The organism is Devosia sp. YR412 (assembly GCF_900110945.1).
Lineage (GTDB): Bacteria > Pseudomonadota > Alphaproteobacteria > Rhizobiales > Devosiaceae > Devosia.
Map to the genome: position 1 here is coordinate 785,403 of NZ_FOFL01000001.1, position 25,715 is coordinate 811,117.

Sequence of the window (25,715 nt, forward strand, 5' to 3'; positions counted from 1 at the left end):
CGCTACCATGGCAACGCGGTGGCCACTATAGTGTTGCCATGGGTCCTAGCGTTGTCTTAAGGCCCCATGAAACGGCGCGCGGCGCGCCGGACAAGGGATTCGGGGACGGCTTGAGCAGCAAGAGCACACGCGCCATTTTTCTCACGGTGCTGGCGGCGATCCTGCTCGTGCTTGACGTGAACACGGCCTATGCGCAGGCCGCGCAATGCGTCCAGCTCGATGCGGCGCTGCGCCAGTTCGACCGCAATGGCGACTTCCGGCAGATGGGCGGCAATTCGCAGGCGGCCCGGCAGGCGCAGCAGGACGTGCAGGCGATGGAAAGCCGCTATGTGCGCGATGGATGCAATGATGCGGCGCGCGCGGGCGTGCAGCTGACCGACCAGTGCCGGCAGATCGGGCGCGAAGTGCTGCGGCTGCGCGATGTGGCGGCGCAGGTTGGCCAGCAGGTGGAAACGGCCAATGCCGTAGCCGGCCAGCGCGAAGCGATCCTCCAGGAAATGGCGCGTTTCGGCTGCGGCACGCAGGGCTCGAGCGCCACCTTCAGCAATGAGCGCCAGTCGGTGTTCGACCGGATTTTCGGTACCACTTCGGAAGGCGATTTTTCCGACGGGCAGATGGTGGATGGCGGCGATTACTGGGGCTATCAGGGCTATCAGACGGTGCGCACGGTCTGCGTGCGGCTGAGCGACGGCTACTTCTGGCCGATCAGCTATTCCACCCTGCCCGACTTTATCGGCAATGACGCGATGTCGTGCCAGCAAAGCTGTCCGACGACGCCGGTGCAGCTGTATTTCTATGACAATCCGGGCCAGGAGCCCGAGCAGATGCGCAATGAATTCGGCGAGATGTATACGTCGCTGCCAAGCGCCTTCCGCTATCGCGACGCGCTGGACACCAGCGCCACCGCCAATTGCAAGGTGCCGGCCATTGCGCAGGGCACGATGAGCGTGGCCACCGAGGCGGATGGGTCGACCCAGGCGGTGATGGAGGTTGGTGGCGTCAGCATTCCGATGCCGCGGCGCGATCCGCGCGGCGTAGTGCCGGTGCAGGCCGTTGCGGCAGCCGTGCCGGTGCAGACGGCTGCGCTGGTAGATATTCCCATGCCGCGCCGCCGTCCGGCGGGTCCAGGCGAAACGCCGGTGACGCTGCCGGCTCAGACGCCAGCGGAGAGTGACCTGCGGCTGGTGCAGTTCGGTGACAAGGTGGTCAGGGTAGTCGGTCCAGACACGCCTTACGCCCAACCAGCGGAAGCAGGGACTTAAGCTCGGGACCATCGTGGCGGCCGGTCAGCGCCATGCGCAGCGGCAGGAACAGCGCCTTGCCCTTGCGGCCAGTCGAGGTTTTCAGCAGCTCGGTCCACTGGCTCCAGGTGGTTTCGTCCCAAGGCTCTTCGGGCAGGAGGGCCTTTGCCAGGGCGAGGAAATCGCGGTCTTCGTCGGCGATGACGGGTTCAACTGGACCGGTGACGAGCCTCGCCCAGTCGGCGATGTCGTCGAACTTGCGCAGGTTTTCGCGCAGCAGCAGCCACATCGCTTCGCCTTCAAGACCCAGCGATGAGAGACGGCCGGCGGCGCCCTCATAGGGCAGCGCATGCAGCAGGCGGGCGTTGAGGTTGTCCAGTTCGACGGGATCGAAGCGCGCGGCGCCGTGCGAGATCATCGAGAAATCGAGGCGATTGGCGATTTCGTCGAGGGTTTCGTAGGTCTCGATCGGCAGGCTGGTGCCGGTCAGGCTGGCCATGATGGCAATGGCCATTGGCTCGTAGCCCTCGTCGCGGAAGTCGCTGATCGACTGGGAGCCGAGGCGCTTGGAGAAGCCCTGCCCTTCGGCGTCGGTGAGCAGATTGTGATGGCCGAAGGTCGGGATGGTGCCGCCGAGCGCTTCAAAGATCTCGATCTGGGTGCCGGTATTGGAGACGTGGTCTTCGCCGCGGATCACATGGGTGATGGCGAGGTCGATGTCGTCGACGACGGAGGGGAGCGTGTAGAGATAGGAGCCATCGCCGCGGACGAGAACGGGGTCGGACATCGAGGCGGTGTTGACGGTCTGGGGGCCCTTGATGATGTCGTCAAACTGCACCGGGCGGCCATCGAGCTTGAAGCGCCAATGCGGCTGGCGGCCTTCGGCTTCGTACTTGGCCTTGTCCTCGTCGGTCAGCGACAGGGCGGCGCGGTCGTAGATCGGGGGCTTGTTGAGGAGGCGGGCGCGGGCGCGCTTGCGGTCGAGCTCTTCCTCGGTTTCGTAGCAGGGGTAGAGCCGGCCGGCAGCTTTCAGCTTATCGACGGCGGCGTCATAGAGGGCGGTGCGCTCGGACTGGCGGACGAGGAGGTCGGGCGTGATGCCGAGCCAGGCGAGGTCGACCTCGATGCCATCGGCGAATTCGCGGGTCGAGCGGGCTTGATCAGTATCGTCCATGCGCAGGACATACTGGCCGCCGTGGCGGCGGGCGTAGAACCAGTTCAGCAGGGCCGGTCGGGCATTGCCGAGGTGAATGCGGCCAGTGGGCGACGGCGCCCAGCGAACGATTGTCATCCGATGATCCGGTCCTTGTAGCCATTGGTGATCGGGTAGCGGCGGCCGAGGCCAAAGGCCTTGACGGTCAGCTTTGGACCCGGCGCCGACTGGCGGCGCTTGTATTCGGCGATATTGAGCAGGCGCTCGATGCGTTCGACCAGGGCCTGATCGTGGCCCATGGCGACGATCTCGGCGATGGACAGCTCGTCTTCGACGATGCCCTTGAGGATGCCGTCGAGCACGGGATAGGGGGGCAGCGAATCCTGGTCGGTCTGGTTGGGCCGCAGTTCGGCGCTGGGGGCCTTGTCGATGATGGCCTGGGGGATGACTTCGCCGGATGGGCCCTGGCAGTCGCCGGGAACATGGCTGTTGCGCCAGGCGGCGAGGCGATAGACCTCCATCTTGAACATGTCTTTCAGCGGATTGTAGCCGCCGTTCATGTCGCCATAGATGGTGGCATAGCCGACGCCCATTTCGGACTTGTTGCCGGTGGTCAGCAGCATGGAGCCAAGTTTGTTGGAGACAGCCATCAGCACGACGCCGCGCATACGGGACTGGATGTTTTCTTCGGCCAGATCGGGGGCGCGGTCCGCAAAGATCGGGGCCAGTTCGACGAGGGCGTCATCGACTGGATTGCCGATCGAGACAATGTCGTAGCGCACGCCGAGGGCTTCGGCGCAGGCCTTGGCATCGGTCAGGCTGGCCTCGGAGGTGTAGCGATAGGGCAGCATGATGCAGTGGACGTTTTCGGCGCCCAAAGCATCGACAGCCATGGCGGCGACGACGGCACTGTCAATGCCGCCGGAGAGACCGAGGACGACCTGCTTGAAGCCATTCTTGCGTACATAGTCGCGCAGGCCGAGCACGCAGGCGAGCCAGGGGGCTTCGTCGGTCGAGGTCAATTCGACGACTTCGCCGCTGGCGCAGGTCCAGCCGTTGTCGCCGCGCGTCCAGTCGGAGAGGATGAAATCCTCGGCGAAGCTCTTGCCCTGCAGCACCAGCTTGTTGCCCGGCTCGATGGCAAAAGAGGCGCCGTCGAAGACCAGTTCGTCCTGGCCGCCGACCTGGTTGAGATAGAGCATGGGCACATCGTCTTCGGCGACGCGGGCGCGGACCAGGTCTTTCCGCACATGCTGCTTGTTGGTCCAATAGGGCGAGCCATTGGGGCAGAGCATGATTTCGGCGCCGCGCATGGCAAGGTGTTCGCAAACGCTGGTGTGCCAGATGTCTTCGCAGATCGGGATGCCGACGGGGACGCCCTTTATCACGACCGGATCGGCAAGCGGGCCGGCTGTGAAATAGCGCTTTTCATAGAAGACGTCGGAATTAGGCAGCTCGCGCTTGAGGCGCGTGGCGATGATCTGGCCGCTTTCGGCGACGAGCACGGCGTTATGCAGGCCGGTATTTTCCTGCCAGACGGTGGGCAGGATGATGACGACATCACTACCGGCAGTGTCGGCGACGAGGTCGCGCGCGGCCTGCAAGGCGTCGGAGAGGAACTTCGGCTTGAACAGCAGGTCGTCCGGGAAATAGCCGGTCAAAAAGAGTTCGGAGAACATCAGGATATCGGCCTTGGCTGCCTCGGCGTCGGCCAGCGCCTTGCGGGCGAGCGCGAGATTGCCGACGAGATCGCCGACCTTGGGATTGAGCTGGGCGAGCGCAATTCTGAGGCGGTCTGTCACGGTGATGGGACCCGATATCGAGGAAAATCAAACGCGCCGCGGCGGGGTGGCCGGGCGCGCGCAAGACTTAGCCGCTCGCCCCGGTGAGGGCAAGCGCAAGGCAGGCTGATACGGTCAGAAGCGGCCGGCGACTTCGGCCATCAGGCCGTAGCGGAACAGGTTCGAGGTGTTGGTGCCGTTGGAATTTTCGAGGTACCAGGCACGACCGCCAAAACGCAGGCTGAGATTTTCGGTGGGGCGGAAGCCGGCCATGGTTTCGCTCATCACGCCATAGGCGCGGTTGGTCAGCCCACCGCGCACATAGGCGTAAGGCACGGCGACCAGTTCGGACTGCAGGTCGAACTGCTCAAACTGCGCCGTGGCACGCAGGCCGAGGCGCAAGGCCTGGATGTCCATGTCGGTGTTGACGCCCGGGGTATAGGGATTCTCTTTCCAATACTGGTAGCCAATCAGGCCGCCAAAGGCGTGACCCTCTTTCAGCGAGCCGAGCGGCAGCCAGCCATAATCGATGCTGGAGTAGCCAATCAGCGACTGCGGCGCGATACCGCCCTCCCCGCCTGCCGGCAGCGTATATGTGCCGGTGGTATTGAGGCTGATGCCGGCGCGGGCGAGCAGATAGGTATTGGTATAGAGATCGTCGATGCGGCCGTGGATATCGGCGATGCTGGAGGTGTCGCGCAGGGCGAAGGTGGACGCGCCGCCGGTCGGGCCACTATTGCGACCGCCCCAGGAATACCAATAGGCGGTGCCGAATTCGAAACCGATATCGTCGTCGGCCCTCTCCCAATCCTGCTGGTAGGCGGGGCGAAGCTCGGGATATTCCGGGTAGTCAGCAGCGATGGCGGGTAGCGATGTGCAGAGGAAAATGGCTGCGACTATGCCCTTTGCGGTGCGGTTCATCATCTACTCCTGCCTATACACATGTGGCCCAAAAGGATTCATGGTGCATTAGGGTTAAGGTTCCGCTAAATGCCTGTCGGCCCTGGTTGTGACTTTGGTAACGCAGCGGTGCAAAAATGATGAGGCGGCGCGTGAATCTGCGCCGCAGGGAGCAACCCTTCGTTCCAATGGGGAGTTGCTCGGTAGCCAGAAGGCCAGAGTGGTAGAACGAGTTTTTGCATGACGCGCATCTTAGTGGTCGAGGACGAGATTTTCGTCGCGACTGAAATCGAGCATGTGATCGAAGAGATGGGGTTCAACCCGATCGGGATCGCTTCCGACGAGCGCTCTGCATTGGCCCTGGCATCCGAGGCCGAAGTGGCCCTGGTCGACCTCAACCTGCGTGATGGCGCGACCGGTATCGGCATTGGCCGGATCCTGGCGCAAACGCATGGCGTTACCGTGGTCTATATGACCGCCAATCCCTCCCAATTGGGCGAAGGCGTGCCGGGCACGGTTGGCGTATTGGCCAAGCCGGTATCCGAGCAGGAATTGCGCGCGGCCGTAGCCTATGCGGTGGCGCGTCGATCGGCTGCCGAGGCTGAGCCACCGCGCCGGCTGCAATTGTTCAACTGGTCGCCGGCCGCTATTCCCAGCTAGGTCAGGCGAGCCGAGCGGCGCAGGGCATCGACCGGCAGGTCGATCTCGACACGCAGGCCATCGGCCTCCCACAGTCGCTCCAAACTCCCGCGCATCTGACCCTCGACGCTGAGCGTGATCAGCCGCGAGCCGAAGCCCGTGTTTTCGGACTGGCCGGCGATCGAGGGACCGCCCAATTCCTTCCACGACAGGTGGTAGCGATCCTCGTGGTGGCTGCCGGCAAGGTCCACCCTGCCCCCATCCAGCGACAGCGCGCCATATTTGGCCGAATTGGTCGCCAATTCATGGAACAGCAGGGCAAGTGGGGTGGCGGCGCCGTCATCAATCTGGGTGTCCTCGCCGGTGAAAGCGATGCGCCCCTCGCCATAGGGCTGGGTCAGGCGGTTGATCAATGAGTGCAGCGAACCCTGGTTTTCCGGCGGGCGCGAGACATGGCTGTGCGGACGCACGAAATCATGGGCTTCGCCCAGGGCATAGATGCGCTGGCGCAACTCGTCGGCAAATGTCTTGACCTCGGGCCGGCTGCGGGCGGAGAGGCTGATGATGCTGGTGAGGACGGCAAAGATGTTTTTGATGCGATGGCTGAGTTCCTGGGCCACCAGCTCGCGCTCTTCGGCGACCAGCCGTGTCTCGTGGATATCGGTGCAGGTGCCGAACCAGCGGATGATCTGGCCATGGCTGTCGCGGATCGGCAGCGCAAGGCCCAGCGTCCAGCGGTATTCGCCGCTGTGGTGCTTAAGGCGATATTCGATATGATAGGGCTCGCCGGTGGCCAGCGACTGGCGCCAGATCGTATTGGCGCGCTCCTGGTCGTCGGGGTGGAACATGTCTTTCCAGCCCTCGCCATCGGTAGAGCCGACCGGGACACCGGTGAATTCATACCAGCGGGCGTTGTAGTAGTCATGGAAGCCATCCGGCAGCGTCGACCAGACCATTTGCGGCATGGTGTCGGCAAGCGTGCGGAAGCGCAACTCGCTCTCGGCTAGGGCCTCGGAAATGCGACGTTGCTCGGTGACATCTACGATGACGCCGGGAAAGCGGGTGGCGACGCCATCGGATCCCAGGCGGGGACGGCCGGAGGCGATGACCCAGTGTGTCGTACCGTCAGCGGCAAGCAGGCGATATTCGCTACGATAGGAGGCGCCGTCCTTGAGCGCCTGGTCGATCTCCTGGCCGACGCGGACCGTGTCATCGGGATGGATGGCAGCGAGGAAAGCCTCGATCGGCACGCCGAGCCCGGCGCGTAGCGGATCGAGATTGAACATTGAGGCGAACTTATCGTCGGAGGTGACGATATTTTCGGTGACGTTCCAGTCCCAGGTACCAACGAGGGCGGAACCGCTCAGCGCCAGCGACAGGCGCTCCTCGCTACGGGCCAAGGCCTGCTCGGCCAGCACCCGCTCGGTCGTTTCATAGACCATGCAGAGCGTACCCATGGAGAAACCGTCATCACCGACCAGCGGGCTGTAGTGGAGGTCCATCCAGCCGGATTCGAACTGGCCGTGCCGGTTGAGCACCAGCTCCTGGTCCCGCAGCGCCCAGGATTCGCGAGCCAGGCCTCGTTCGATATTGGTGCGGTTGAATTCGGCAATCTCGGGCCAGGCTTCGAGCGCAGGCATGCCAAAGATCTCGGGATGCCGGTTACCGGCAAAATCGGCATAGGCATTGTTGTAGATCAGGATACCCGTGGGGCCGACCATCATCACCATGGGCGTGGCAGCCAGCATCATCAGACGCACTGCACCGCGCAGGCTTTCCGGCCACTCCGGAATGGGCCCGAGCGGATTGGTCGACCAGTCATAGTCGTTGATCAGCTTGAGCGTTGGATCCTGCTCGAGGCGCTGGCGCGTCTCAAGGCTGGCAGCAGGAAACAGGGATTTCGGCATGCGCAACTTTCATCGGGTAGATGTGGCGCACAACTATAGCGGGCCGCACGGCTGATCCGCAACGCGCGACCTGATATCGGGTTCATCCTGCCGAAGATTATTCTCCGGCGGCGAGCTGCTGGCGCAGCGGCTTTTGGGCATGGACTTCCTCGGCGACGAGAAAGGCCAGCTCAAGGGCCTGCGACGCGTTGAGGCGCGGGTCGCAATAGGTGTTGTAGCGATCTGCCAGCGTTGCCTCGGTGACAGCCGAGACGCCGCCGACGCATTCGGTGACGTCGTCGCCGGTCATTTCGATATGCACGCCGCCGGCATAAGTGCCCATTTCGCGGTGAATCTCAAAGAAGCTCTTCACCTCGGACAGGACGCGGTCGAAGGGGCGGGTCTTGAAGCCGGTGGACGCCTTGATGGTGTTGCCATGCATGGGATCGGAGCACCAGACGACGGTGCGACCAGCCTTCTGCACGGTTTCGATCAGGCGCGGCAAGTGATCGTGGATCTTGTCGGAGCCAAAGCGGGCGATCAGGGTGATGCGACCGGCTTCATCGGTGGGGTTGAGGCGGTCAAGCAGGCGCAGCAGGTCGTCGCTCGACAGGGAGGGACCGCATTTGATGCCGATCGGGTTGTGGATGCCGGCGAAATATTCGACATGGGCGGCATCGGGCTGGCGGGTGCGATCGCCGATCCACAGCATGTGGCCGGAGGTGGCGTACCAGTTGTTGGAGATGCTGTCCCGACGCGTCAGCGCCTCTTCATAGCCGAGCAGCAGGGCCTCGTGGCTGGTGAAGAAGCTGGTCTGGCGCAGGGCCGGCGTATTGTCGGGGTTGAGGCCGAGGGCGCCCATGAAGGTGATGGCGTCGTCGATCTTGCGCGCCACTTCCTCGTAGCGCGGATACCAGTTGGAGCCCTTCATGAAGCCCACGGTCCACTCGTGGATGCGGGTCAGTTCGGCATAGCCGCCCATGGAAAAGGCGCGCAACAGGTTGAGCGTGGCGGCGGACTGCCGGTACGCCTGCAGCATGCGATCGGGATCGGGCACGCGCGAGGCTTCGGTGAAGGCGATGTCGTTGATGATGTCGCCGCGGTAGCTTGGCAGTTCGACGCCATCGATGATCTCGGTATCAGCCGAGCGCGGCTTGGCGAACTGGCCGGCTACGCGGCCGACTTTCACCACCGGCTTGGAGGCGCCGTGGGTCAGCACCACCGCCATCTGCAGGAAGACGCGAAAGAAGTCGCGGATGTGATCGGCGCCGTGCTCGGCAAAGCTCTCGGCGCAATCGCCGCCCTGTAGCAGGAAGGCTTCGCCCCGGGCGACGGCGGCCAGTCGGGCCTTGAGGTCGCGCGCCTCGCCGGCAAAGACCAGCGGGGGGAAGGTGGCGAGCTGGCGCTCGGCTTCGATGAGCTTAGCCTGATCTGGATAGGCCGGAACCTGGGAAATTGGCTTGGCGCGCCAGCTATCGGGAGTCCAGGTGGTCATCGGTGGTTTCCTCGTTTCGTGGCGCGGGAATACCAAGGGGGAGCGCGGGGGACAAGGGGAAAGCGGACGTGGTCGGGAGCAAGCATATCAGTCGACACCCTCCCCTTGAGTGGAGGGATCAAGGGAGGGGTAGGCCACAGGCACAACACTCTCGGAACGATACCCCCTTCCTGCTCGATGACGGACTTAGCGAACGGCTAAGTCCTATCTCGCTTCCCTCCCCTCAACGGGAGAGGGTGGGCGCCACTCTTGGGGGCAGTCTGTGCTTAGCCCCCGACCTTCTCGCCGTTGCGATAGGTGTAGGTCGGGGCCTTGAAGGTCACCAGTTCTTCGGCGGCCGAAGGGTGCAGAGCCATGGCGCGGTCGAAGTCGGCTTTGCTGGCGCCCATGCCCATGGGAATGGCGACGAGCTGGATCATTTCGGCAGCGCCTGGGCCCAAAATGTGGCAGCCGAGCACCTTGCCGCCGTCTTTTTCGGTGATCAGCTTGAGCACCATGCGCTCGGTGCGGGCGGAGAGCGTGTTCATCATCGGGCGGAAGCGGGCGACGAAAACGTCGATATCGCCATGGGTAGCGGCTTCGCGTTCGGTGAGGCCGATGACGCCGAGTTCGGGTTCGGAGAAAACGGCGGTGGGGATCAGCGAGTGATCGACGGCCTGCTTGTTGTTGTTGAACACCGTCTCGGCGAAATACTGGCCTTCACGGATGGCGACCGGGGTGAGCTGGGCGCGGCCGGTAACGTCACCGACGGCATAAATCGAAGGGACCGTCGACTGGCTGTAGGCATCGACCTTGACCGCGCCGCTGGAAGTCAGCTCCACGCCGGCCTTGTCTAGACCGAGGCCATGCACATTGGGGACGCGGCCAGTGGCGAACATCACCGCGCCATAGGGGGCGGTGACGCCGTCGCTGAAGCTGGCGGAGATGTCGTCGCCGGCACGGGTAAGCGCCTTGATGGTGGTCTGGTACATCAGCTTGACGCCACGCTCGGTGAGACCGGCTTCGAGGCCGCGCCGCATGTCTTCGTCAAAGCCGCGCAGGATGCAGTCGCCGCGATAGATCAGCGTGGTGTTGACGCCGAGGCCGGCGAAAATGGTGGCGAATTCCACGGCGATATAGCCACCGCCCTCGATGAGGATGGAATGCGGCAGCTCTGGCAGATCGAAGGCCTCGTTGGAGGTGATGGCAAGTTCGGCGCCGGGAATATGCGGGATATTGGGATGGGCGCCGGTGGCTATGAGAAGGTATTTTGCACTGAGGTCACGGTCGCCTCTGACCAGATGCACGGAATTGGGGCCCGTCACGACCGCGCGGTCCTTAATGATCTCGACGCCGGGCTTTTCGAGATTGGCGGTATAGCCATTCTCGAGCCGAGTGATCTCTTTTTCCTTGGCCGCAACCAGGGTCAGCCAGTCGAAACTGGCGCCGACCTGCCAGCCAAAGCTGCCGGCAACGTCAAACAGGTCCTTGAAGCGGCTGGCATAAACATAGAGCTTCTTGGGGACGCAGCCGCGGATGACGCAGGTGCCGCCGACGCGGAATTCTTCGACGATGGCAACCTTGGCGCCATAGGTAGCGGCCATGCGCGCGGCGCGGACACCGCCGGAGCCGGCGCCGATGACGACAAGATCATAATCATAGGTCATGGCAGGGCTCCTGTTGCTTCATCGGTATATGACGATGGATATCGGCATGGGCGTCGCATAAAAAAAGACCCCGCACAAGGCGGGGTCCGATAGCTGCCATGCGTTTGGCACAAATACTAGAGTTCGAAGCCCTTGGCGCGCAGTTCGGCGCGGACCTTGGCGAAAAATTCCGGGCGGGTGTTGTTGGTAAAAACCTGCAACACGGCCTGGAGGTCCGAATTGACCTCGGTATTGGCCTGGGCCAGCTTCTGGCCGGTCGGGGTCTCGTAGAAGGCGACGATCTGCTGCAGCTCTTCGACGGTAAAGCGGACAGCATAGATACGGGCAAACTGGTCGAGCAGCTCGCCCTTGCGGTCGCGATATTCCTCGAGGATCTTGCCGACGGCTTCATCGGTCTCGTCGACGATTTCTGGGTTCTGCGTCACGATCTGGCGCATGGTGCCGATGCCGATTTCGACCAGGGTGATTTCATAGACCGAGGCGCGGTCGGTCAGGTCGATATACTTGCGGGCGAGAGCCAGCTGCTCGGGCGGCACTTCCTGCGCCATGGCAGGGGCGGCAACAGCGAGCATCGCCACGCCCAGGGCCATAGCCAGCAGCGCCTTGGCGCGCGTCATAACAGAGGTCATCGTCGAAAAAGCCATCTTGTCCCGATCCATCAATCAATCAGCCGCCAGCGTTCTTACGCCATCCGGGGTCGCCACATAAGCCGTCTTGCACATTTTGAGGAACAGGCCGTGCTGCACTACCCCCGCGATATCGAGCAAGTCGCGTGATAGCGCTTCTGGCTGCGAAATGCGGCCAAAAAATGCATCAAGGATCAGGTGTCCACCGTCGGTGATCAAGGGCATGCCGGGGGCGGTTTCACGCAGCTTCAAGCCGCCTTCGGCGCCATGGCGGGCGATGGTTTCGGCCACCGCGTGATGCGTCGCGCCGAGGCCGAAACGGTTGACCTCGATGGGCAGAGGGAAGCGGCCGAGCGTCTCGACCAGCTTGGAGACGTCGGCGATGACGATCATCGCGTCTGACGCTGCAGCGACGATCTTTTCGCGCAGCAGCGCGCCGCCACCGCCCTTGATCAGGTTGAGCTGGGGATCGATCTCGTCGGCGCCGTCGATGGTCAGGTCGAGCCGATCAAGTGCGTCGAGGTCGGACAGCGGAATGTTGAGCGAGCGGGCCTGCTCCGCCGTGGCCTCGGAGGTGGGCACGCAGAGGCAATCAAAGCCCTGGGCAACTTGCTGGCCGAGCAGATCAACGAAATGGCGGGCGGTGGAGCCGGTGCCGAGGCCGAGGCGCATGCCTGGCTTGACCTGGGTCAGCGCCATGGCGGCCGCCTGCCGTTTTAGATCCTCGCTCATGATTGCCCTCTCGCTGGTGTTGGGCTGGAAATTGCAGGGTGCGCCGGGCCTGTCAATGCTGCCTTGGGCGCAAGATCACGGATTGGTGACCGCGGAGTGTAACCGGCTAGCAACACATTTTAGTGAAGGTGCTCAGAGTGTGGCGATTCAGAGGCAGGGTGGCCTTTCCGCACCACTGCAATACGCGTAAGCAACCGAAATTCTTGGAGCGGGCGAAACGATTCCCCGTTCTACTTCAGAGGCCAAGTCGTCAGATGCTCAATATCAAGTCAGTGGCAGCACTCGGGCTGTCGATACTCCTGTCGGCAACCAGCGTGATGCCTGCCACGGCAGCGCTGGTGTACGATCCGCTCAATGCCAACTGGATTGATTCGAGCCAGCTGCCCAAGCGCAGCCCGCGCGCCGGCAGCCCGATCCAGAAGGAAATCGTCGAGTACGAGACCAGCCAGGCACCCGGCACGATCGTGATCGAGACCGGCGAGCGCCGGCTCTATCTGGTGTTGGAAGACGGCAAGGCGCTGAAATACGGCATCGGCGTCGGCCGCGACGGCTTTACCTGGGCCGGCACCCACCGCATCACCCGCAAAGCGGAATGGCCCGGCTGGACCCCGCCGGCACAGATGCGCAAGCGCGTTCCGGACCTGCCCGCCTATATGGAAGGCGGCCCGGACAATCCGCTCGGCGCGCGTGCCCTCTATATCGGCTCGACGCTGTATCGCGTGCATGGCACGTCCGAGCCCTGGTCGATCGGCCAGGCCGTTTCCTCGGGCTGCATCCGTCTGACCAATGAAGACGTCACCGACCTCTACGAACGTGTCGCGGTCGGCGCCCGCATCGTCGTCAACCACTAAGCCCTTCTGCATTCGTGCAAAATTTAGAGAGGACCACCTTCGGGTGGTCCTTTTTGTTTGTGCCGGGCTTTGAAAGCCGAACGGCAGGCTATAGATTTGTCCGATGACCGCTGCCGCCACCCCTGCCCGACCGCTGATCGACCGTTTCGGGCGACAGATTTCCTATTTGCGCATTTCGGTGACGGATCGCTGCGATTTCCGCTGCGTCTATTGCATGGCCGAAGACATGACCTTCCTGCCCAAACGGGACGTGCTGAGCTTTGAGGAGATCGAGGCGATCGCCGGCGCCTTCATCGCGCGGGGCACGACCAAGATCAGGCTGACCGGCGGCGAGCCGCTAGTGCGGCGAGATATCATGAAGCTGGTAGACACGCTGGGACAGCGTATCGGCCATGGGCTGGATGAGCTGACGCTCACCACCAATGGCAGCCAGTTGCGCAAGCATGCGCAGGGCCTGTTCCACGCCGGTGTGCGGCGGCTCAATGTGTCGCTGGATACGCTGGACGAGCAGCGCTTCAAGGACATCACGCGGCGCGGGCGGATTGCCGATGTACTCGACGGGATCGACGCGGCGCAGGACGCAGGCCTGGCGATCAAGATCAACATGGTGGCGATGCGCGGCGTCAATGACGACGAGATCGAGCCCATGATGGCCTGGGCACATGGGCGGAGCATGGGCCTGACGCTGATCGAGGGCATGCCGCTGGGCGAAGTGGGCATCGACCGGGTGGACAGCTATTTGCCGCTGCGCGAGCTGCATGACACGCTTTCGCGGCGCTATACGCTGACCCGGCTGGACAAGAAGACCGGCGGACCGGCGCGCTATTCCCATGTCGCCGAAACCGGCGGCGTTTTGGGCTTCATCACCCCGATGAGCCATAATTTCTGCGAAAGCTGCAACCGTGTGCGCCTGACGGCGACGGGCCAGCTGTTCCTGTGCCTGGGCCAGGAAGACCAGGTCAACCTGCGCGACGCTTTGCGCGATGGTGGCCCGGAGGCGCTGGACGCCGCGATGGACCATGCCATGGCTATCAAGCCCAAGGGGCATGATTTTGTTATCGACCGCAGCCGGACTGAGCCGGCGCTGGGGCGGCATATGAGTGTTACAGGAGGCTAGAATGGGCGAACGGACGACGATTACGGCCAGCGATGGCTTTACGCTCAATGCCTATGTGGCCAAACCCGAGGGCAAGCCGCGCGGCGCCGTCGTGCTGATCCAGGAGGTCTGGGGTCTTAACGACTGGATCCGCAGCGAAGTCGACCGCTATGCGAGCGAGGGCTTTCTCACGGTGGCGCCGGCCATGTTCGACCGGGTCGAGTTTGGCTATGAGAGCAATAATTATGGACCGGAACAGTTCGCCGTGATCGGCGAGCTGATGAAGAAGTTCGACCACAAGACGGCGCTGCTCGACGTGGCCGCAGCGATTGGCAAAGCCTCCGAAGGCGGTAAGGTCGGCATCACGGGCTATTGCTTTGGTGGCGCCGTTAGCTGGCGTGCTGCCGCGCATGAGGGCATGGGGCTGAGCGCGGCCTCGGGCTATTATGGCGGTGGCGTGCCGAACTATGTCGAGCTGGCGCCGCGCATTCCGACCGAGATGCATTTCGGCGATCAGGACAGCGGTATTCCGCTGGAGCAGATCGAGGCGCTGAAGGCCCGGCATCCCGAAGCTGACATATACACCTATCCAGCCGGCCACGGCTTCTGCAACAGCGGCCGCCCGGCGAGCTTTAATGCCGCGGCCTGCGAAAAGGCCCAGGCGCGTACGCTCGCCTTCTTCAGCCAGCATCTTGGATAACCTTCGACAGCATCGGGACTATCTCGACGCCGAGTGGCGCGCCCTGCAGGCCGCGCCACTCTCGGCGCGCAAGGCCATGCTGGTTGCGGCTCTGCTGGATGCCTATGTGGATCGAAATTTTGCCAATGATCCAGCCGCCGAGGATATCCTGGCCTATCGGGCGGATGTTGCAGAGGCGTCCCCTGCCCTGGGGCAGATCATGGACCTGTGTTCCGGGCGGGCGCGGTTGGTGACGGAGGCAGTCGAAGTGCCGATCGCCGACTATGGCGCGTTGGCCGTGGAGGACTTCATGGTCAGCCTCTACAATGACCACAGCGTGCAGCGGCTGACGGTGGTGGCGTCAGACGGAACGCGGCGGGCTATGCTGGCGATTGTCGCGGAGGCGATGGCGGGGCTCTAGCTACCGGCCGTCGGCGCGCTCCACCAGTTCCACGATGATCCCGTCGGGATCACGCACGAAGGCGACGCGGCGGAGCATGTCGGTGAAGATGGCGGGGCGTGGGGCTTCGACGATGTCGATGCCGGCGGCGGCGAGTTTTTCCACCATGGCGTCGATGTCGTCGAAGGCGAAGGTCAGGTGGCGCATGCCGGCTTCGTGGGGCGGCACGTCGCGGGAGCGGGCTATGTTGGCCACCGGACACGATATTTCGAGCATGCCGCTGCCGGTATCAAGGAAGGCGACTTCGCCGCGCGGGCTTTTCTGGCGCAGGGCCAGGGTCAGCCCGAGCAGACCGCAATAGAAGTCCACGGTCCGGTCGAGATTACCGGAGGTCATGCCGATATGTTCGAAACCGAGCAGCACGTTCGCCTCGAAATGCTACTTGTCGTCGTCGACGACGATGGCGAAATCGAGCGGCAGGGCGGTGGTGTATTTGATCTGGCCCATGGCGAAAGCCGAACTCACATCGGTCAGATTGATCTTGCTGATCAGGCGCTTGTAGAAGGTGTCATAGGCATGGATATCGGGCACCACGACGCGCATCAGGTAGTCGACATCGCCGCTCATGCGATAGAATTCAACGACTTCCGGGAATTCGTCGATCACGCCCGCGAACTTGCGCATCCAGGCTTCATTGTGCTCGTTGGTCTTGACCGAGACGAAGACGGTGACGCCGACATTGACCTTGACCGGGTCGAGCACGGCGACGCGGCGCTGGATGACGCCATCCTCTTCCATCTTCTGGATACGGCGCCAGCAGGGCGTGGTGGAGAGGCCGACCTTGCGGCCGATTTCTGCCACCGGCATGGTCGCATCCTTCTGCAGAAGGGTGAGAATCTTGCGGTCGATCTTGTCCAGTGCCATCATGCCCCCGTGAAATCAGATTTCTCTTTTCGGCTTAATTCGCCGATAATTCGAACGAATACCTGCCACACCCGCGGTGAACTAGCAATAATCTTGCGCAGATTATGTGATGCGACCGGATTCACCATCGGTGAACCATATCATCGCCAGAAGCTGCCCAACCAGTCGAACAGACCAGACGGCCGGGCGTTGTCGCGGCGCCATTGACTGGGCGTGTCAAAGCCGCCGGCCCAGATGCCCCTGCCCTCTGCCCGTGCTTCGCCCTCTTCGTGCCAATAGCCGCCGGATGAGATGGCGAGGCCCTCGCTGACCATGATGCTGCCGAGGTCGCGGCCCTGCACCGAACAGGTGGCGAGGGTGCGGCCATATTGGTCGTGGCCGTCGGACTGGCAATCCACCGACGCTGCCGCCAGCAGACCCGCCAGGCGATCGCGGGCGGTGCGGCCGCAGGGCCTTGACTGGCCTTTGGCATCATCGCAGAGCTGGGCAAGTTCGGGCGCGTCGATACCGAGCAGGCGGATGCGGATGTCACCCATGCGGAAACTGTCGCCGTCGCTGGCACGGGCCTGACCGATCAGCGGCGGCGAAGCCGGCTCAAGTGCCGCGACCAGCACGGCTATGCCGGCGAGCAGCAGGATGACCAGCAGGGCACCGAAGCGGGTGCGGAAAAGACCAATGCGTCGGAATTGTCGCGCCAGGATTTCACCGCCCGTTAACTACGCGCTCGCTAGTGTCACAACCAGAGTAGCGGACGCGTCCTAAGTTCGCATTGTTAGTAATGAGTAACGAGTACATGACGTCCCAGCCGGCTGTCATCGATGACGTCCGTTCTCAGATGGGACGGGACAGCAAGCGCGCTGCACAGAAAACTGTGCTGGATGCGCGCCAGCGCCTGACGTCCAGCACGGGTACGCGCGCCGATTTCGATTTCGAATTGATGCAGGATTATGCGCAGGGCCGGCTCAATGCCGCGCTGCCGATCGCCGGCATCGTCTCCATTCTTGCCGTGGTGGCCAGCTTCTGGGTGCCGGTGGTGTTCACCACGCTGTGGGCCGGGCTGGTGGTGCTGAGCCTGCTCATCGTCGTGTTGATGGCGCAGCGTTTCCGCAACAGCGACCCCACCAAGTTCAATGCGCGGCAATGGACCACGACCTTCATCATCGGCGAGACCGTCTATGGCATGGCCTGGTCGACGCTGGCGCTGTTTACCCTGGTGACTGATGCACAGACGCTGACACCGGTGATGTTTGCCATGGTGCTGGTCTCGGTGGCGGCCAATTCGGTGGCGAGCCACGCCCTGCCCAGCGCGACGCTGATGAGCACGCTGCCGGTGACGCTAACCGTTTCGGGCAATCTGATCGCCCTGGGCGGTACGCTCAATTACACTCTGGGCGCCGTGGTGCTGTTCGGCGAGATCTTCTTTGTCTATCTGGCGCGGCAGATGCATGCGGCAGAGCTCGAGACCATTTCGCACCAGTCGGAAAAAGATGCGCTGATCGGCGAGCTGGAAGAAGCGCGGCAGATGTCGGACGAGGCGCGGCGCCATGCCGAGCAGGCCAATATCGCCAAGAGCCAGTTCCTTGCCACGATGAGCCATGAGCTGCGCACGCCGCTGAACGCCATCATCGGCTTTTCCGAAGTGCTGAAATCGGAACTGTTGGGGCCGCATCATGTGCCGCAGTACAAGGAATATGCCGGGGATATCCATGGCAGCGGCCAGCATCTGCTGAACCTGATCAACGAACTGCTCGACCTCAGCCGCATCGAGGCGGGCAAGTATGAGCTGAACGAAGAAGTGGTGTCGCTGGTCGATATCGCTGAAGACTGCCGCCGTATGATGGAATTGCGCGCCAAGGCCAAGGGCATCGAGCTGGTCTATAATGTGGGCAACAACCTGCCGCGGCTATGGGGCGACGAGCGCGCCATCCGCCAGGTGGTGCTGAACCTTTTGAGCAATGCCATCAAGTTCACGCCGCAGGCCGGCAAAGTGACGTTGGTGGTCACGCGCAGCGGCGACGGCGGGCAGATGGTGTCGGTCAAGGACAATGGCCCGGGCATCCCGGAGGACGAGATCGAGACAGTGCTCTCCTCGTTCGGTCAGGGCTCGCTGGCCCAGAAGACAGCCGAACAGGGCGCGGGCCTCGGCCTGCCGATCGTCCAGAAGATCATGGAACTGCATCAGGGGCGGTTCGACCTGTTCAGCAAGTTGCGCTTCGGCACGGAAGTGATCGCAACCTTCCCCCGCGCACGCGTGATGGATGCGCTGGCACCGGTAGTGGAAAAGCGCAATCGGCTCGAGATCTTCTCGGAAGCGGGCTAGGCGGCGCCTCCGGCTGGCGGCGTCACCGCTGTCCGGCCCAGTTCCGTCAATCCGTAGATGCCCCGGCTTTCGCGCTGGAACCAGCCATGGACATTGCTGCGCAGGATGGTCGGCGCTCGCGTGACGATGGCTTTGAGCTGGCTGGGACTTTGTGATCCGGAGAGCAGCGCGGTGGCGCAGAGAATGCAGTCCTGCCGGTAGGCAGTCATGATGGGCTTGCCGCGACCGCCGCCCTTCTGCGGATCCCCGACCCGCCGCTTGTGTTCGTCGAGCAGGCGGGAGCGGCGCTTGGCATCGCGGCGGGGCGTGGCGGCAAAGGGGGCAACCACCACTTCCACATCGCCGGATTCGGCGACGGTGATGAGACCGAATCCAAGCCGGCGGCAGAGATTGCGGAAGCGGGCATCCTGTTCGCGTCCCTTGCCGGACCGAGACAGGCGGGCCGCCAACCAGACCTCATCGCAATAGGCGGCGCGCTGGACGCCTTGCATGACCAGTTCGAGATTAAAGCTCAGCTTCATCTCGCAGACGACGACCGCCGGCGGCTCGCCATCCCTAACGCCGACGAGGTCGCAGCCATTGACCTCGCCTTTGACGGCATAGCCGGCGCCTTCCATGAAGGCTTTCAGCGGGAGGTAGAGGTCGGTCTCGGCCATGGTCGTGCCTTGCAGCGTCAGCCTTCCTTGCCGCTCACCGCTGCACTTTCGAAGGTCGCCATGTTGTTGTGGAGGTGGAGCGCTGTCTTGGCGAGGACGGCGGCCAGGGCGGCGCCGGAGCCTTCGCCGAGACGCATGCCGAGGTCGAGGAGGCCTTTCTGGCCCATGGCTTCAAGGGCGCGGGCGTGGCCGGTTTCGGCGGAGACGTGGGCGAAGAGGCAGTGGTCGATGCTGGCCGGGTTGACGGCGTGAGCGATGGCGGCTGCAGCGGTGGCGACGAAGCCGTCGATGATGACCGGGACCTTCTGGTGGCGGGCGGCGATCAGGGCGCCGAGCATGGCGGCGATTTCGCGGCCGCCGAGTCGAGCCAGAATGGACAGCGGGTGGTCGAGTTCGCCCTTGTGGCGGGCCAGGGCGCGGTCGACGGCATCGGCCTTGCGGGCGAGACCGTGGTCGTCGACGCCGGTGCCGCGACCGACCCAGTCGGCGCCGGTGCCGCCATAAAGAGCGGCATAGATGGCGGCGGCGACGGTGGTATTGCCGATACCCATTTCGCCGAGGCAGATCAGGTCGGGCTTACCGGCAATGGCTTCCATGCCATAGGCAATGGTGGCGGCGCACATCTTGTCGTCGAGCGCGGCTTCGAGGGTAATGTCGCCGGTGGGCAGTTCCAGCGCTAGTTCGAAGACGCGCAGGTTGATTTCATGCAGGGCGCAAATCTGGGAAATGGCAGCGCCGCCATTGGTGAAATTGGCGACCATCTGGGCGGTGACTTCGCGCGGGAAGGCCGAGACGCCCTGATCGGTGACGCCGTGATTGGCGGCGAAAATCGTGACCATGGGATTGTCTAGACGGGGTTTTGCCCTGCCCTGCCAGCGGGCGAGAAATTCGACGAGACCTTCCAAAGCGCCGAGCGAGCCGGCCGGTTTGGTGAGCTGTGCGTCGCGCGCGCGGACGGCGGCAACGGCCGATTCGTCGCCATCGGGGGGCAGCGTCAGGAGCTCGATCACATCGGCATAGGCAGGGTTGAGCGTGGGCATGGCGTGTCACGGAGGTTCGGGATAGGAGTTGGCCGACTTGTTGCCGATTGCAGGATGAAAAGCAATTGAACCCCGAAGACCCTTCCGTCGAACCCGCGGAACCGACCCGCCAGCGCGCGGTGACCGAAGGCCTGGGCCTCAAGGCCGATGTCATCATGGCGCTGCGGTTTTTCTCGCGGCTGCCGACGGGGGATTCGACCCATCAGGTGCCCGATCTGGGGCGGATCGCGATGGCGCTGCCGCTGGCCAGCGTGCTGATCGGTCTTGGGCCGGTCTTGCTGCTGATCGGCGGGGCGCTGGTCGGGCTGCCGGCCTATTTTGCGGCGGCGCTGGCGGTGGGGGCCATGGTTGTTGCCAGCGGGGCAATGGCCGAGGACGCGCTGGCGGATGCGGCGGATGGGCTGTTTGGCGGGCACACAATCGAACGGCGGCTGGAGATCATGAAGGACAGCCGGCATGGCACCTATGGCGTGGCGGCGCTGTGCCTTTTCGTCCTGTTGCGAGTGACGGGCCTCGGGGCGATTGCGGCGATCAATCCGCTGACGGCGGGGGCGATCTGGCTGGCGGCGAACATTGCCGGACGATCGGGCGCGCTGTGGCTGGCGGTGGCGCTGCCGCCGGTGCGGCGCGATGGGGCGTCGGCGACGGCGGGACAGGTGCCAGGGCGGAGCTTTGCCGTGGGGGCGGTGTTTGCTGTGGTGCTGCTGTTTCTGCTGGCGGGACCGGCGACGAGTGTTTTGGGACTGGGTGCGGCGCTGCTGGCGGCTGTGATGGTGATTGCCGGCTGGACGGCGCTGTGCCGGCGCATGGTCGGCGGGCAAACCGGGGATCTGATCGGGGCGCTGGGGGCGCTGGTGGAGATTGCGGTGCTGGCGGTGTTGTTGCCCTTAGCCTGAACGGGAGCCTCCAATACCCCCATCCGACCCCTTCGGGGCCACCCTCCCCACAAGGGGGAGGGATAAGAAAGATCGCGTTCGCTGAGCGAGGGCTTCCCTCCCCTGAATGGGGAGGGATTGAGGGTGGGGTGATGAATGACCACAGCAGGAAGGTAGAGCCAAAAGGATGGCTACCGCCATGCGAGCGTAGCTCTAATAGCCTTCTTCACTCAAATTGCTCCACAGGAGCGATTTGTCCCCTCGGGCCATTCAGAAGCCTTGAAATTGACTTCGATGATGCCTTTATCGTCTTGATGGATTTGGGAAAGTCGAGGGCGCGGGCATGATCTTTATCGGCATTGCGCTGGTGGTGGCGGTGGGGCTGGCGCTGTTGATCAGTGCCGATGCGGGCACGCTGGTCGGCCTGACGCAGGCACAGACGGCGCAGCTGATTCCGCTGCTGGTGATCCTGATCGTCTTTGCGGGTGGGCTGTTCACGCGACGGCGCAAGCTCGGCGAGCTGGTGGGGAGCCTGCTGCTCTGGGTCGGCATTTTTGGCGTGGCGACGCTGACCTATGCCTATCGCGACGAGCTGACCAGCATGGCCGGGCGCGTGGCCGGCGAGTTCCAGCCGGGGGTCGCCATGGTCGATGCCAGCCAAGGGCTGGCGACCTTCCGGCGCGGTGTGGGCGGACATTTCGAGATCAATGCCACGGTCAATGGCCATACCACGCCGATGATTTTTGACACGGGCGCCAGTGCCGTGGTGCTGACGGTGGCCGATGCCGAGGCGGCGGGAATTTCCACCAAGCGGCTGAACTATACGATCCCCGTCTCGACGGCCAATGGTAGGGGCCGCGCGGCGCGGGTGCGGCTCGACCGGATCGAGGTCGGCGGCATCGTGCGCGAGGGCGTGGTGGCCTTTGTCACCGAAGAAAATGCGCTGAGCCAGAGCTTGCTCGGCATGACGTTTCTTGAAACGCTGAGCCGCTATTCGGTGACGCAGAATTCGCTGGAGCTGGCGGACTAGGTTTTGCCGTCGAAGAATGGCGCTGGACTAGGCTGCTGGTGACGCTAGCCTGATGGCATCACGCTGCGAGGATATTCCCATGCCCAGCCGTCCCTATGATGAAGATCTGCTGCGGCGTTCCTTTGCCGTGGCGCAGCGTTCGCGCGAGGCGGGCGACCATCCATTTGGCGCGGTGCTGGCCGACAGCAATGGCATGGTGCTGATGGAACAGGGCAATGGCTTTTCGGCGGAAGGCCATGACCGGACGGCGCATGCGGAAAAGCTGTTGGCGACGCGGGCCGGCAAGACCTATGCCCTACATGTGCTGGCTGGCGCGACGCTTTACACCTCGGCCGAGCCCTGCGCCATGTGCGCCGGGGCGATCTACTGGGCAGGCATCGGCCGGGTGGTTTTTGGCCAGACCGAACGCGGGCTCAAGGCGATGACCGGCGACAATCCCGAAAACCCGACGCTGGACCTGCCCTGCGAGGTAGTGTTTGCCGCAGGGCAGCGGCCGACCGAGGTGGTGGGACCGCTGCTGGAGGCTGAAGCGACAGGCTTGCAAGCCGATTTCTGGAACAGCAGAGACTAGCTGGCTTCGGCGAGGCGTGGGCGTTGCACGGCTTCCAGCGCGCGCAGCATAACCGACGCATCCGCGCCGGGCTTGCAGGCGTCGACGCTGAGGATCTGGCGGAACTGGCGGGCGCCGGGCAGGCCATTGGCGAGGCCGAGCATATGGCGGGCAATGTTGTTGAGACGCGTGCCTTGGGCCAGCTCGGCCGTGGCATAATCGGCCATGGCCAGCATGACGGACTCGAGGCTGGGCGCGTCACGGTCCCCGCCGAAGAAGCGGCGGTCGACTTCGCCGAGCAGCATCGGCGTGTGATAGGCGGCGCGGCCGAGCATCACGCCGTCCATATGGGCCATTTCGGCTTCGGCCATCTCCAGCGTTTCGAGGCCGCCATTGATCATCATCTGCAGCGAGGCAAGCCGCGCCTTGAGGCGATGCACCCGGTCGTAGTCGAGCGGGGGAATGGTGCGGTTTTCCTTGGGGCTGAGGCCCTTGAGCCAGGCCTTGCGGGCATGGACATAGAGCGCATCGACGCCAGCCGCGACCACGGCATCGGCAAAGCGATCGAGGCTTTCCTCGACGTCCTGGTCATCGATGCCGATGCGGCATTTGACGGTGACAGGGCGGTCGGTGGCGGCCTTCATGGCGCGGACGCAATCGGCGACGAGCTCGGGCTCGGCCATCAGGCAGGCGCCAAATTTGCCCGACTGTACGCGATCTGAGGGGCAGCCGACGTTTAGGTTGATCTCGGCATAGGCATGGGCCTCGGCGAGGCGCACCGCCTGGGCCAGTTCGGCCGGATCGGAGCCGCCGAGCTGCAGCGCGACGAGGCCTTCATCGGGATTGAGGCGCAGGTGGCGCTGCGCATCGCCATGCACCACGGCGCCGGTGGTGATCATTTCGGTGTACAGCAGCGCGTCGCGCGTCAGCAGACGATGGAGCTGGCGACAGTGCCGGTCGGTCCAATCGATCATCGGGGCAACGCTGAAGCGGCGGGAGCGCTGAATGGGGTCGGGAATGGGCTGCTGCATGCGGCCTAAATAGTGCCGAACGGGCATTTGGGCAATGCGTGCGGCATGATCCAGGTCAATTGCAGTGTCGCACAGAGCGCATAGAATAGGTTCTGAACAGGAAGAGAGTCGCCATGTACAAGAGCATTGTCGTCGGGATTGATGGATCGGAACTCTCCAGCAAGGCGCTGCGCCATGCGCTGGTGCTGGCCAGAGAAATGGGCGCCACGCTGACAGCGGTGACGGCGACCGAACCGGCCGTGCTGATCACGCCCGGCTCGGAATTCATGGGGGCGATGGATTCGACCAGCTGGATTGCCGACCTCGAGGAAATCCAGGCCAAGGCGGCGCAGGAGACGCTGGACGCGGGGCGCATGGTGGCCGAGGCGGACGGCGTGATGCTTGAGACGGTGCACGTTTCGTCCAGCATTGCGGCGGATGCCATCGTCGATACTGCCAAGGAGCGCGGCGCCGACCTGATCGTGATGGGTTCGCACGGGCGGCGCGGGCTGGGGCGCCTGTTGCTGGGCAGCCAGGCGGCGGAAGTGTTGGCGCGATCGACGACGCCGGTGTTGGTGGTAAAGTAAGATCGGGGCTGTGGAGCGTCTGGGCCATTCGGCCACAGGCCTCATGGCTTCCAAACCTAAAATCGCCCCGCCGGGGCTATTTTGCCTGCGGCCGGTTTGTAACATGTTAGCCTAGCTTACCGGCGGGTTTTGCAGTATTTGCGCTGGGTCATCCATCGCGAGCGTCCGCCATGTCCCTGCCCCGCCATATCGCCGTCATCGACATTGGCAAGACCAATGCCAAGGTGGTTCTCATTGACTCGGGCACGCGGCAGCAGGTGGCGGTGCGGTCTACGCCTAACGTGGTGCGGCGCGAGGGCGTCTATCCGCATGCCGATGTCGAGATGCTGTGGCGCTTCATTCTCGACAGCCTGACCACGCTGCATGCCGAGCATCGGGTGGAGGGGATTTCCATCACCACGCATGGCGCGACGGCGGCGCTGATGGCGGGCGATGCGTTGGCGCTGCCGGTGCTGGATTATGAGCATAATGGGCCGGAGCAGACGGCTGCGGAATATGCCAAGGCGCGGCCGGATTTTGCCGAGACGCTGTCGCCGCGGCTGCCGAACGGGTTGAACCTAGGGGCGCAAATTTTCTGGCAGGCGCAGACTTTCCCGGAATTTGCCGGGGTCACCGCGATCCTGACCTATCCGCAATATTGGGCCTGGCGGCTAACCGGCGCTCTGGCCAGCGAAGTGACGTCGCTGGGCTGCCACACCGACCTCTGGGCGCCGCCACGGTCGGATTTTTCCGGCATGGTGGCGGCGCAGGGCTGGGCGAAACTGTTTCCAGCGGTGAAGCCGGCCGCTTCGGTAATCGGTTACCTGACGCCGGAGGCTGCCGAAGAGACGGGCCTGACGACGGATATTCCGGTCACCTGCGGCATTCATGATTCCAATGCGTCGCTGCTGCCGCATCTGGGGGCGCATGAGGCGCCGTTCACCATCATTTCGACCGGCACCTGGACCATTGCCATGACGGTGGGCGGGGATGTGAGCCATCTCGATCCGGCGCGGGATAGTCTGGCCAATGTGGATGCCTTCGGCCGCGCGGTGCCGACGGCGCGTTTCATGGGTGGGCGGGAGTTCGACCAGTTGGTGCCGGAAATCCAGACGCCGAGCCACGCCGATATTGCGCGGGTGATTGGTGACGACATCCGCGTGCAGCCGAACTTCAATCCGGGCGTCGGGCCGTTCCCCAATGCCAAGGGGCGCTGGACGCGGGCGCCGGAGGACCTGTCGGCTGGCGAGCGGACGGCGGCGGTGTCGCTCTATCTGGCGCTGGTGACCGAGGCTTGCCTCGGCCTGTGCGGGCTGGGCAAGGAGATCATCATCGAGGGACCGCTGGCGCGCAACGCCTTGTTTGCTCAGGCGCTGGCACGGTTGACCGGCGTCAAGGTAACGGTATCGGGCGATGCGACGGGGACAAGCCTGGGGGCCAGCATGCTGTTTGGCGCGGGCGATGGGCATGCGGCGGGTGGAGAGCCGGTGCAAGCGCTCGACGTCCCCGGCTTTGATGCCTATGCGACAGCCTGGCGCAGCCAAATTGACTAGACATTGGAGCCCTGCACGAAGGGCGATTGCCGTGGAGTCCGTGCGGGCCTAGTGCAGGGCAGTGCA

General features: G+C 63.7%; 25 protein-coding genes and 1 pseudogene. 12 read left to right on the forward strand and 14 right to left on the reverse strand.

The annotated features are described in order from the left end of the window. Window positions 1–110 precede the first annotated feature (110 nt). Entirely contained in the window at window positions 111–1,262 is a 1,152-nt protein-coding gene (locus tag BM045_RS03775; RefSeq protein WP_170848355.1) for a DUF2865 domain-containing protein, read from the forward strand. Here the strand turns inward: BM045_RS03775 and gltX are convergent. The 3 genes from gltX to BM045_RS03790 form a co-directional block, all read right to left on the reverse strand. Further along, complete coding sequence (gene gltX / locus BM045_RS03780) at window positions 1,207–2,532, reverse strand: glutamate--tRNA ligase (protein WP_092179781.1); 1,326 nt, start codon at window positions 2,530–2,532, stop codon at window positions 1,207–1,209. The two genes, BM045_RS03775 and gltX, sit on opposite strands and share 56 nt — an antisense overlap. Beyond that, window positions 2,529–4,196: an NAD+ synthase gene (locus BM045_RS03785; RefSeq protein ID WP_092179783.1), complete on the reverse strand. Its 1,668-nt coding sequence runs from the start codon at window positions 4,194–4,196 to the stop codon at window positions 2,529–2,531. Before BM045_RS03785 ends, gltX begins: the two co-directional genes overlap by 4 nt. 114 nt (window positions 4,197–4,310) lie before the next feature. Then, window positions 4,311–5,096, reverse strand: coding sequence for a hypothetical protein (locus tag BM045_RS03790; RefSeq protein WP_139198691.1), 786 nt, complete (start codon window positions 5,094–5,096; stop codon window positions 4,311–4,313). Between the two features lie 216 nt (window positions 5,097–5,312). Here BM045_RS03790 and BM045_RS03795 point away from each other — a divergent pair. Beyond that, window positions 5,313–5,735, forward strand: a pseudogene (locus tag BM045_RS03795) (response regulator); the annotation flags it as partial. Here the strand turns inward: BM045_RS03795 and BM045_RS03800 are convergent. The 5 genes from BM045_RS03800 to rpiA all read right to left on the reverse strand — a co-directional run bounded on the left by BM045_RS03800 (window position 5,732) and on the right by rpiA (window position 12,102). Further along, on the reverse strand, window positions 5,732–7,621 hold the full coding sequence (locus tag BM045_RS03800; RefSeq protein ID WP_092179789.1) for a PAS domain-containing sensor histidine kinase: 1,890 nt from the start codon (window positions 7,619–7,621) through the stop codon (window positions 5,732–5,734). The pseudogene BM045_RS03795 and the gene BM045_RS03800 overlap by 4 nt on opposite strands. A 97-nt stretch (window positions 7,622–7,718) precedes the next feature. Beyond that, window positions 7,719–9,095, reverse strand: coding sequence for a class II 3-deoxy-7-phosphoheptulonate synthase (locus BM045_RS03805; protein ID WP_092179790.1), 1,377 nt, complete (start codon window positions 9,093–9,095; stop codon window positions 7,719–7,721). 266 nt (window positions 9,096–9,361) lie between these two features. After that, window positions 9,362–10,741 (reverse strand): glutathione-disulfide reductase, encoded by a 1,380-nt coding sequence (gor, locus tag BM045_RS03810; RefSeq protein WP_092179791.1) that lies wholly within the window; start codon window positions 10,739–10,741, stop codon window positions 9,362–9,364. A 116-nt stretch (window positions 10,742–10,857) separates the two neighbouring features. Then, on the reverse strand, window positions 10,858–11,385 hold the full coding sequence (locus tag BM045_RS03815; protein WP_170848356.1) for a DUF2059 domain-containing protein: 528 nt from the start codon (window positions 11,383–11,385) through the stop codon (window positions 10,858–10,860). An 18-nt stretch (window positions 11,386–11,403) separates the two neighbouring features. Beyond that, the gene (gene rpiA / locus BM045_RS03820) at window positions 11,404–12,102 is read right to left on the reverse strand and encodes a ribose-5-phosphate isomerase RpiA (protein ID WP_092179793.1); all 699 of its coding nucleotides are present in this window, start codon (window positions 12,100–12,102) and stop codon (window positions 11,404–11,406) included. 251 nt (window positions 12,103–12,353) lie between these two features. On the opposite strand from rpiA, the gene BM045_RS03825 reads away from it, so the two are divergent. From BM045_RS03825 to BM045_RS03840, 4 genes are all read left to right on the forward strand, one after another. Beyond that, window positions 12,354–12,950: a L,D-transpeptidase gene (locus BM045_RS03825; RefSeq protein ID WP_244522869.1), complete on the forward strand. Its 597-nt coding sequence runs from the start codon at window positions 12,354–12,356 to the stop codon at window positions 12,948–12,950. A gap of 103 nt (window positions 12,951–13,053) precedes the next feature. Further along, a complete protein-coding gene (gene moaA / locus BM045_RS03830) occupies window positions 13,054–14,067 on the forward strand; it encodes a GTP 3',8-cyclase MoaA (protein ID WP_092179794.1) in 1,014 nt (337 codons plus the stop codon). 1 nt (window position 14,068) lies between these two features. Further along, window positions 14,069–14,746, forward strand: coding sequence for a dienelactone hydrolase family protein (locus tag BM045_RS03835; RefSeq protein WP_092179796.1), 678 nt, complete (start codon window positions 14,069–14,071; stop codon window positions 14,744–14,746). After that, window positions 14,739–15,146, forward strand: a complete 408-nt coding sequence (locus BM045_RS03840) for a hypothetical protein (protein WP_092179798.1) — start codon at window positions 14,739–14,741, stop codon at window positions 15,144–15,146. Before BM045_RS03835 ends, BM045_RS03840 begins: the two co-directional genes overlap by 8 nt. Here the strand turns inward: BM045_RS03840 and BM045_RS03845 are convergent, their stop codons facing one another. The 3 genes from BM045_RS03845 to BM045_RS03855 form a co-directional block, all read right to left on the reverse strand. Continuing rightward, window positions 15,147–15,548, reverse strand: coding sequence for a VOC family protein (locus BM045_RS03845; RefSeq protein ID WP_092179800.1), 402 nt, complete (start codon window positions 15,546–15,548; stop codon window positions 15,147–15,149). It lies immediately after the preceding gene. Between the two features lie 15 nt (window positions 15,549–15,563). Further along, a complete protein-coding gene (locus tag BM045_RS03850; RefSeq protein WP_092180915.1) occupies window positions 15,564–16,043 on the reverse strand; it encodes an Lrp/AsnC family transcriptional regulator in 480 nt (159 codons plus the stop codon). Between the two features lie 146 nt (window positions 16,044–16,189). After that, a complete protein-coding gene (locus tag BM045_RS03855; protein WP_092179802.1) occupies window positions 16,190–16,663 on the reverse strand; it encodes a thermonuclease family protein in 474 nt (157 codons plus the stop codon). A 179-nt stretch (window positions 16,664–16,842) separates the two neighbouring features. Between BM045_RS03855 and BM045_RS03860 the strand changes: the two genes are divergently transcribed. Continuing rightward, window positions 16,843–18,369: a sensor histidine kinase gene (locus BM045_RS03860; protein WP_092179803.1), complete on the forward strand. Its 1,527-nt coding sequence runs from the start codon at window positions 16,843–16,845 to the stop codon at window positions 18,367–18,369. On the opposite strand, the gene BM045_RS03865 is transcribed toward BM045_RS03860, so the two are convergent. Both BM045_RS03865 and cobT read right to left on the reverse strand, forming a co-directional pair. Further along, on the reverse strand, window positions 18,366–19,025 hold the full coding sequence (locus BM045_RS03865) for a DUF2161 domain-containing phosphodiesterase (protein WP_092179805.1): 660 nt from the start codon (window positions 19,023–19,025) through the stop codon (window positions 18,366–18,368). The genes BM045_RS03860 and BM045_RS03865 overlap by 4 nt on opposite strands. 17 nt (window positions 19,026–19,042) lie before the next feature. After that, window positions 19,043–20,065 carry a nicotinate-nucleotide--dimethylbenzimidazole phosphoribosyltransferase gene (cobT, locus tag BM045_RS03870; RefSeq protein ID WP_092179807.1) on the reverse strand — a complete coding sequence of 341 codons (1,023 nt, stop codon included), beginning with the start codon at window positions 20,063–20,065 and terminating at the stop codon, window positions 19,043–19,045. A gap of 65 nt (window positions 20,066–20,130) precedes the next feature. On the opposite strand from cobT, the gene BM045_RS03875 reads away from it, so the two are divergent. The 3 genes from BM045_RS03875 to BM045_RS03885 all read left to right on the forward strand — a co-directional run bounded on the left by BM045_RS03875 (window position 20,131) and on the right by BM045_RS03885 (window position 22,541). Continuing rightward, on the forward strand, window positions 20,131–20,961 hold the full coding sequence (locus tag BM045_RS03875) for an adenosylcobinamide-GDP ribazoletransferase (RefSeq protein ID WP_139198692.1): 831 nt from the start codon (window positions 20,131–20,133) through the stop codon (window positions 20,959–20,961). 322 nt (window positions 20,962–21,283) lie between these two features. After that, the gene (locus tag BM045_RS03880; RefSeq protein WP_092179811.1) at window positions 21,284–21,970 is read left to right on the forward strand and encodes a retropepsin-like aspartic protease family protein; all 687 of its coding nucleotides are present in this window, start codon (window positions 21,284–21,286) and stop codon (window positions 21,968–21,970) included. Window positions 21,971–22,049: 79 nt separating this feature from the next. Further along, window positions 22,050–22,541, forward strand: a complete 492-nt coding sequence (locus BM045_RS03885; protein ID WP_092179813.1) for a nucleoside deaminase — start codon at window positions 22,050–22,052, stop codon at window positions 22,539–22,541. Here the strand turns inward: BM045_RS03885 and dusA are convergent. After that, window positions 22,538–23,551, reverse strand: a complete 1,014-nt coding sequence (dusA, locus tag BM045_RS03890) for a tRNA dihydrouridine(20/20a) synthase DusA (protein WP_092179815.1) — start codon at window positions 23,549–23,551, stop codon at window positions 22,538–22,540. The genes BM045_RS03885 and dusA overlap by 4 nt on opposite strands. 113 nt (window positions 23,552–23,664) lie before the next feature. Between dusA and BM045_RS03895 the strand changes: the two genes are divergently transcribed. Both BM045_RS03895 and BM045_RS03900 read left to right on the forward strand, forming a co-directional pair. Beyond that, the gene (locus tag BM045_RS03895; RefSeq protein ID WP_092179817.1) at window positions 23,665–24,117 is read left to right on the forward strand and encodes a universal stress protein; all 453 of its coding nucleotides are present in this window, start codon (window positions 23,665–23,667) and stop codon (window positions 24,115–24,117) included. 170 nt (window positions 24,118–24,287) lie between these two features. Next, the gene (locus BM045_RS03900) at window positions 24,288–25,649 is read left to right on the forward strand and encodes an FGGY-family carbohydrate kinase (RefSeq protein ID WP_170848357.1); all 1,362 of its coding nucleotides are present in this window, start codon (window positions 24,288–24,290) and stop codon (window positions 25,647–25,649) included. Window positions 25,650–25,715: the final 66 nt, after the last annotated feature.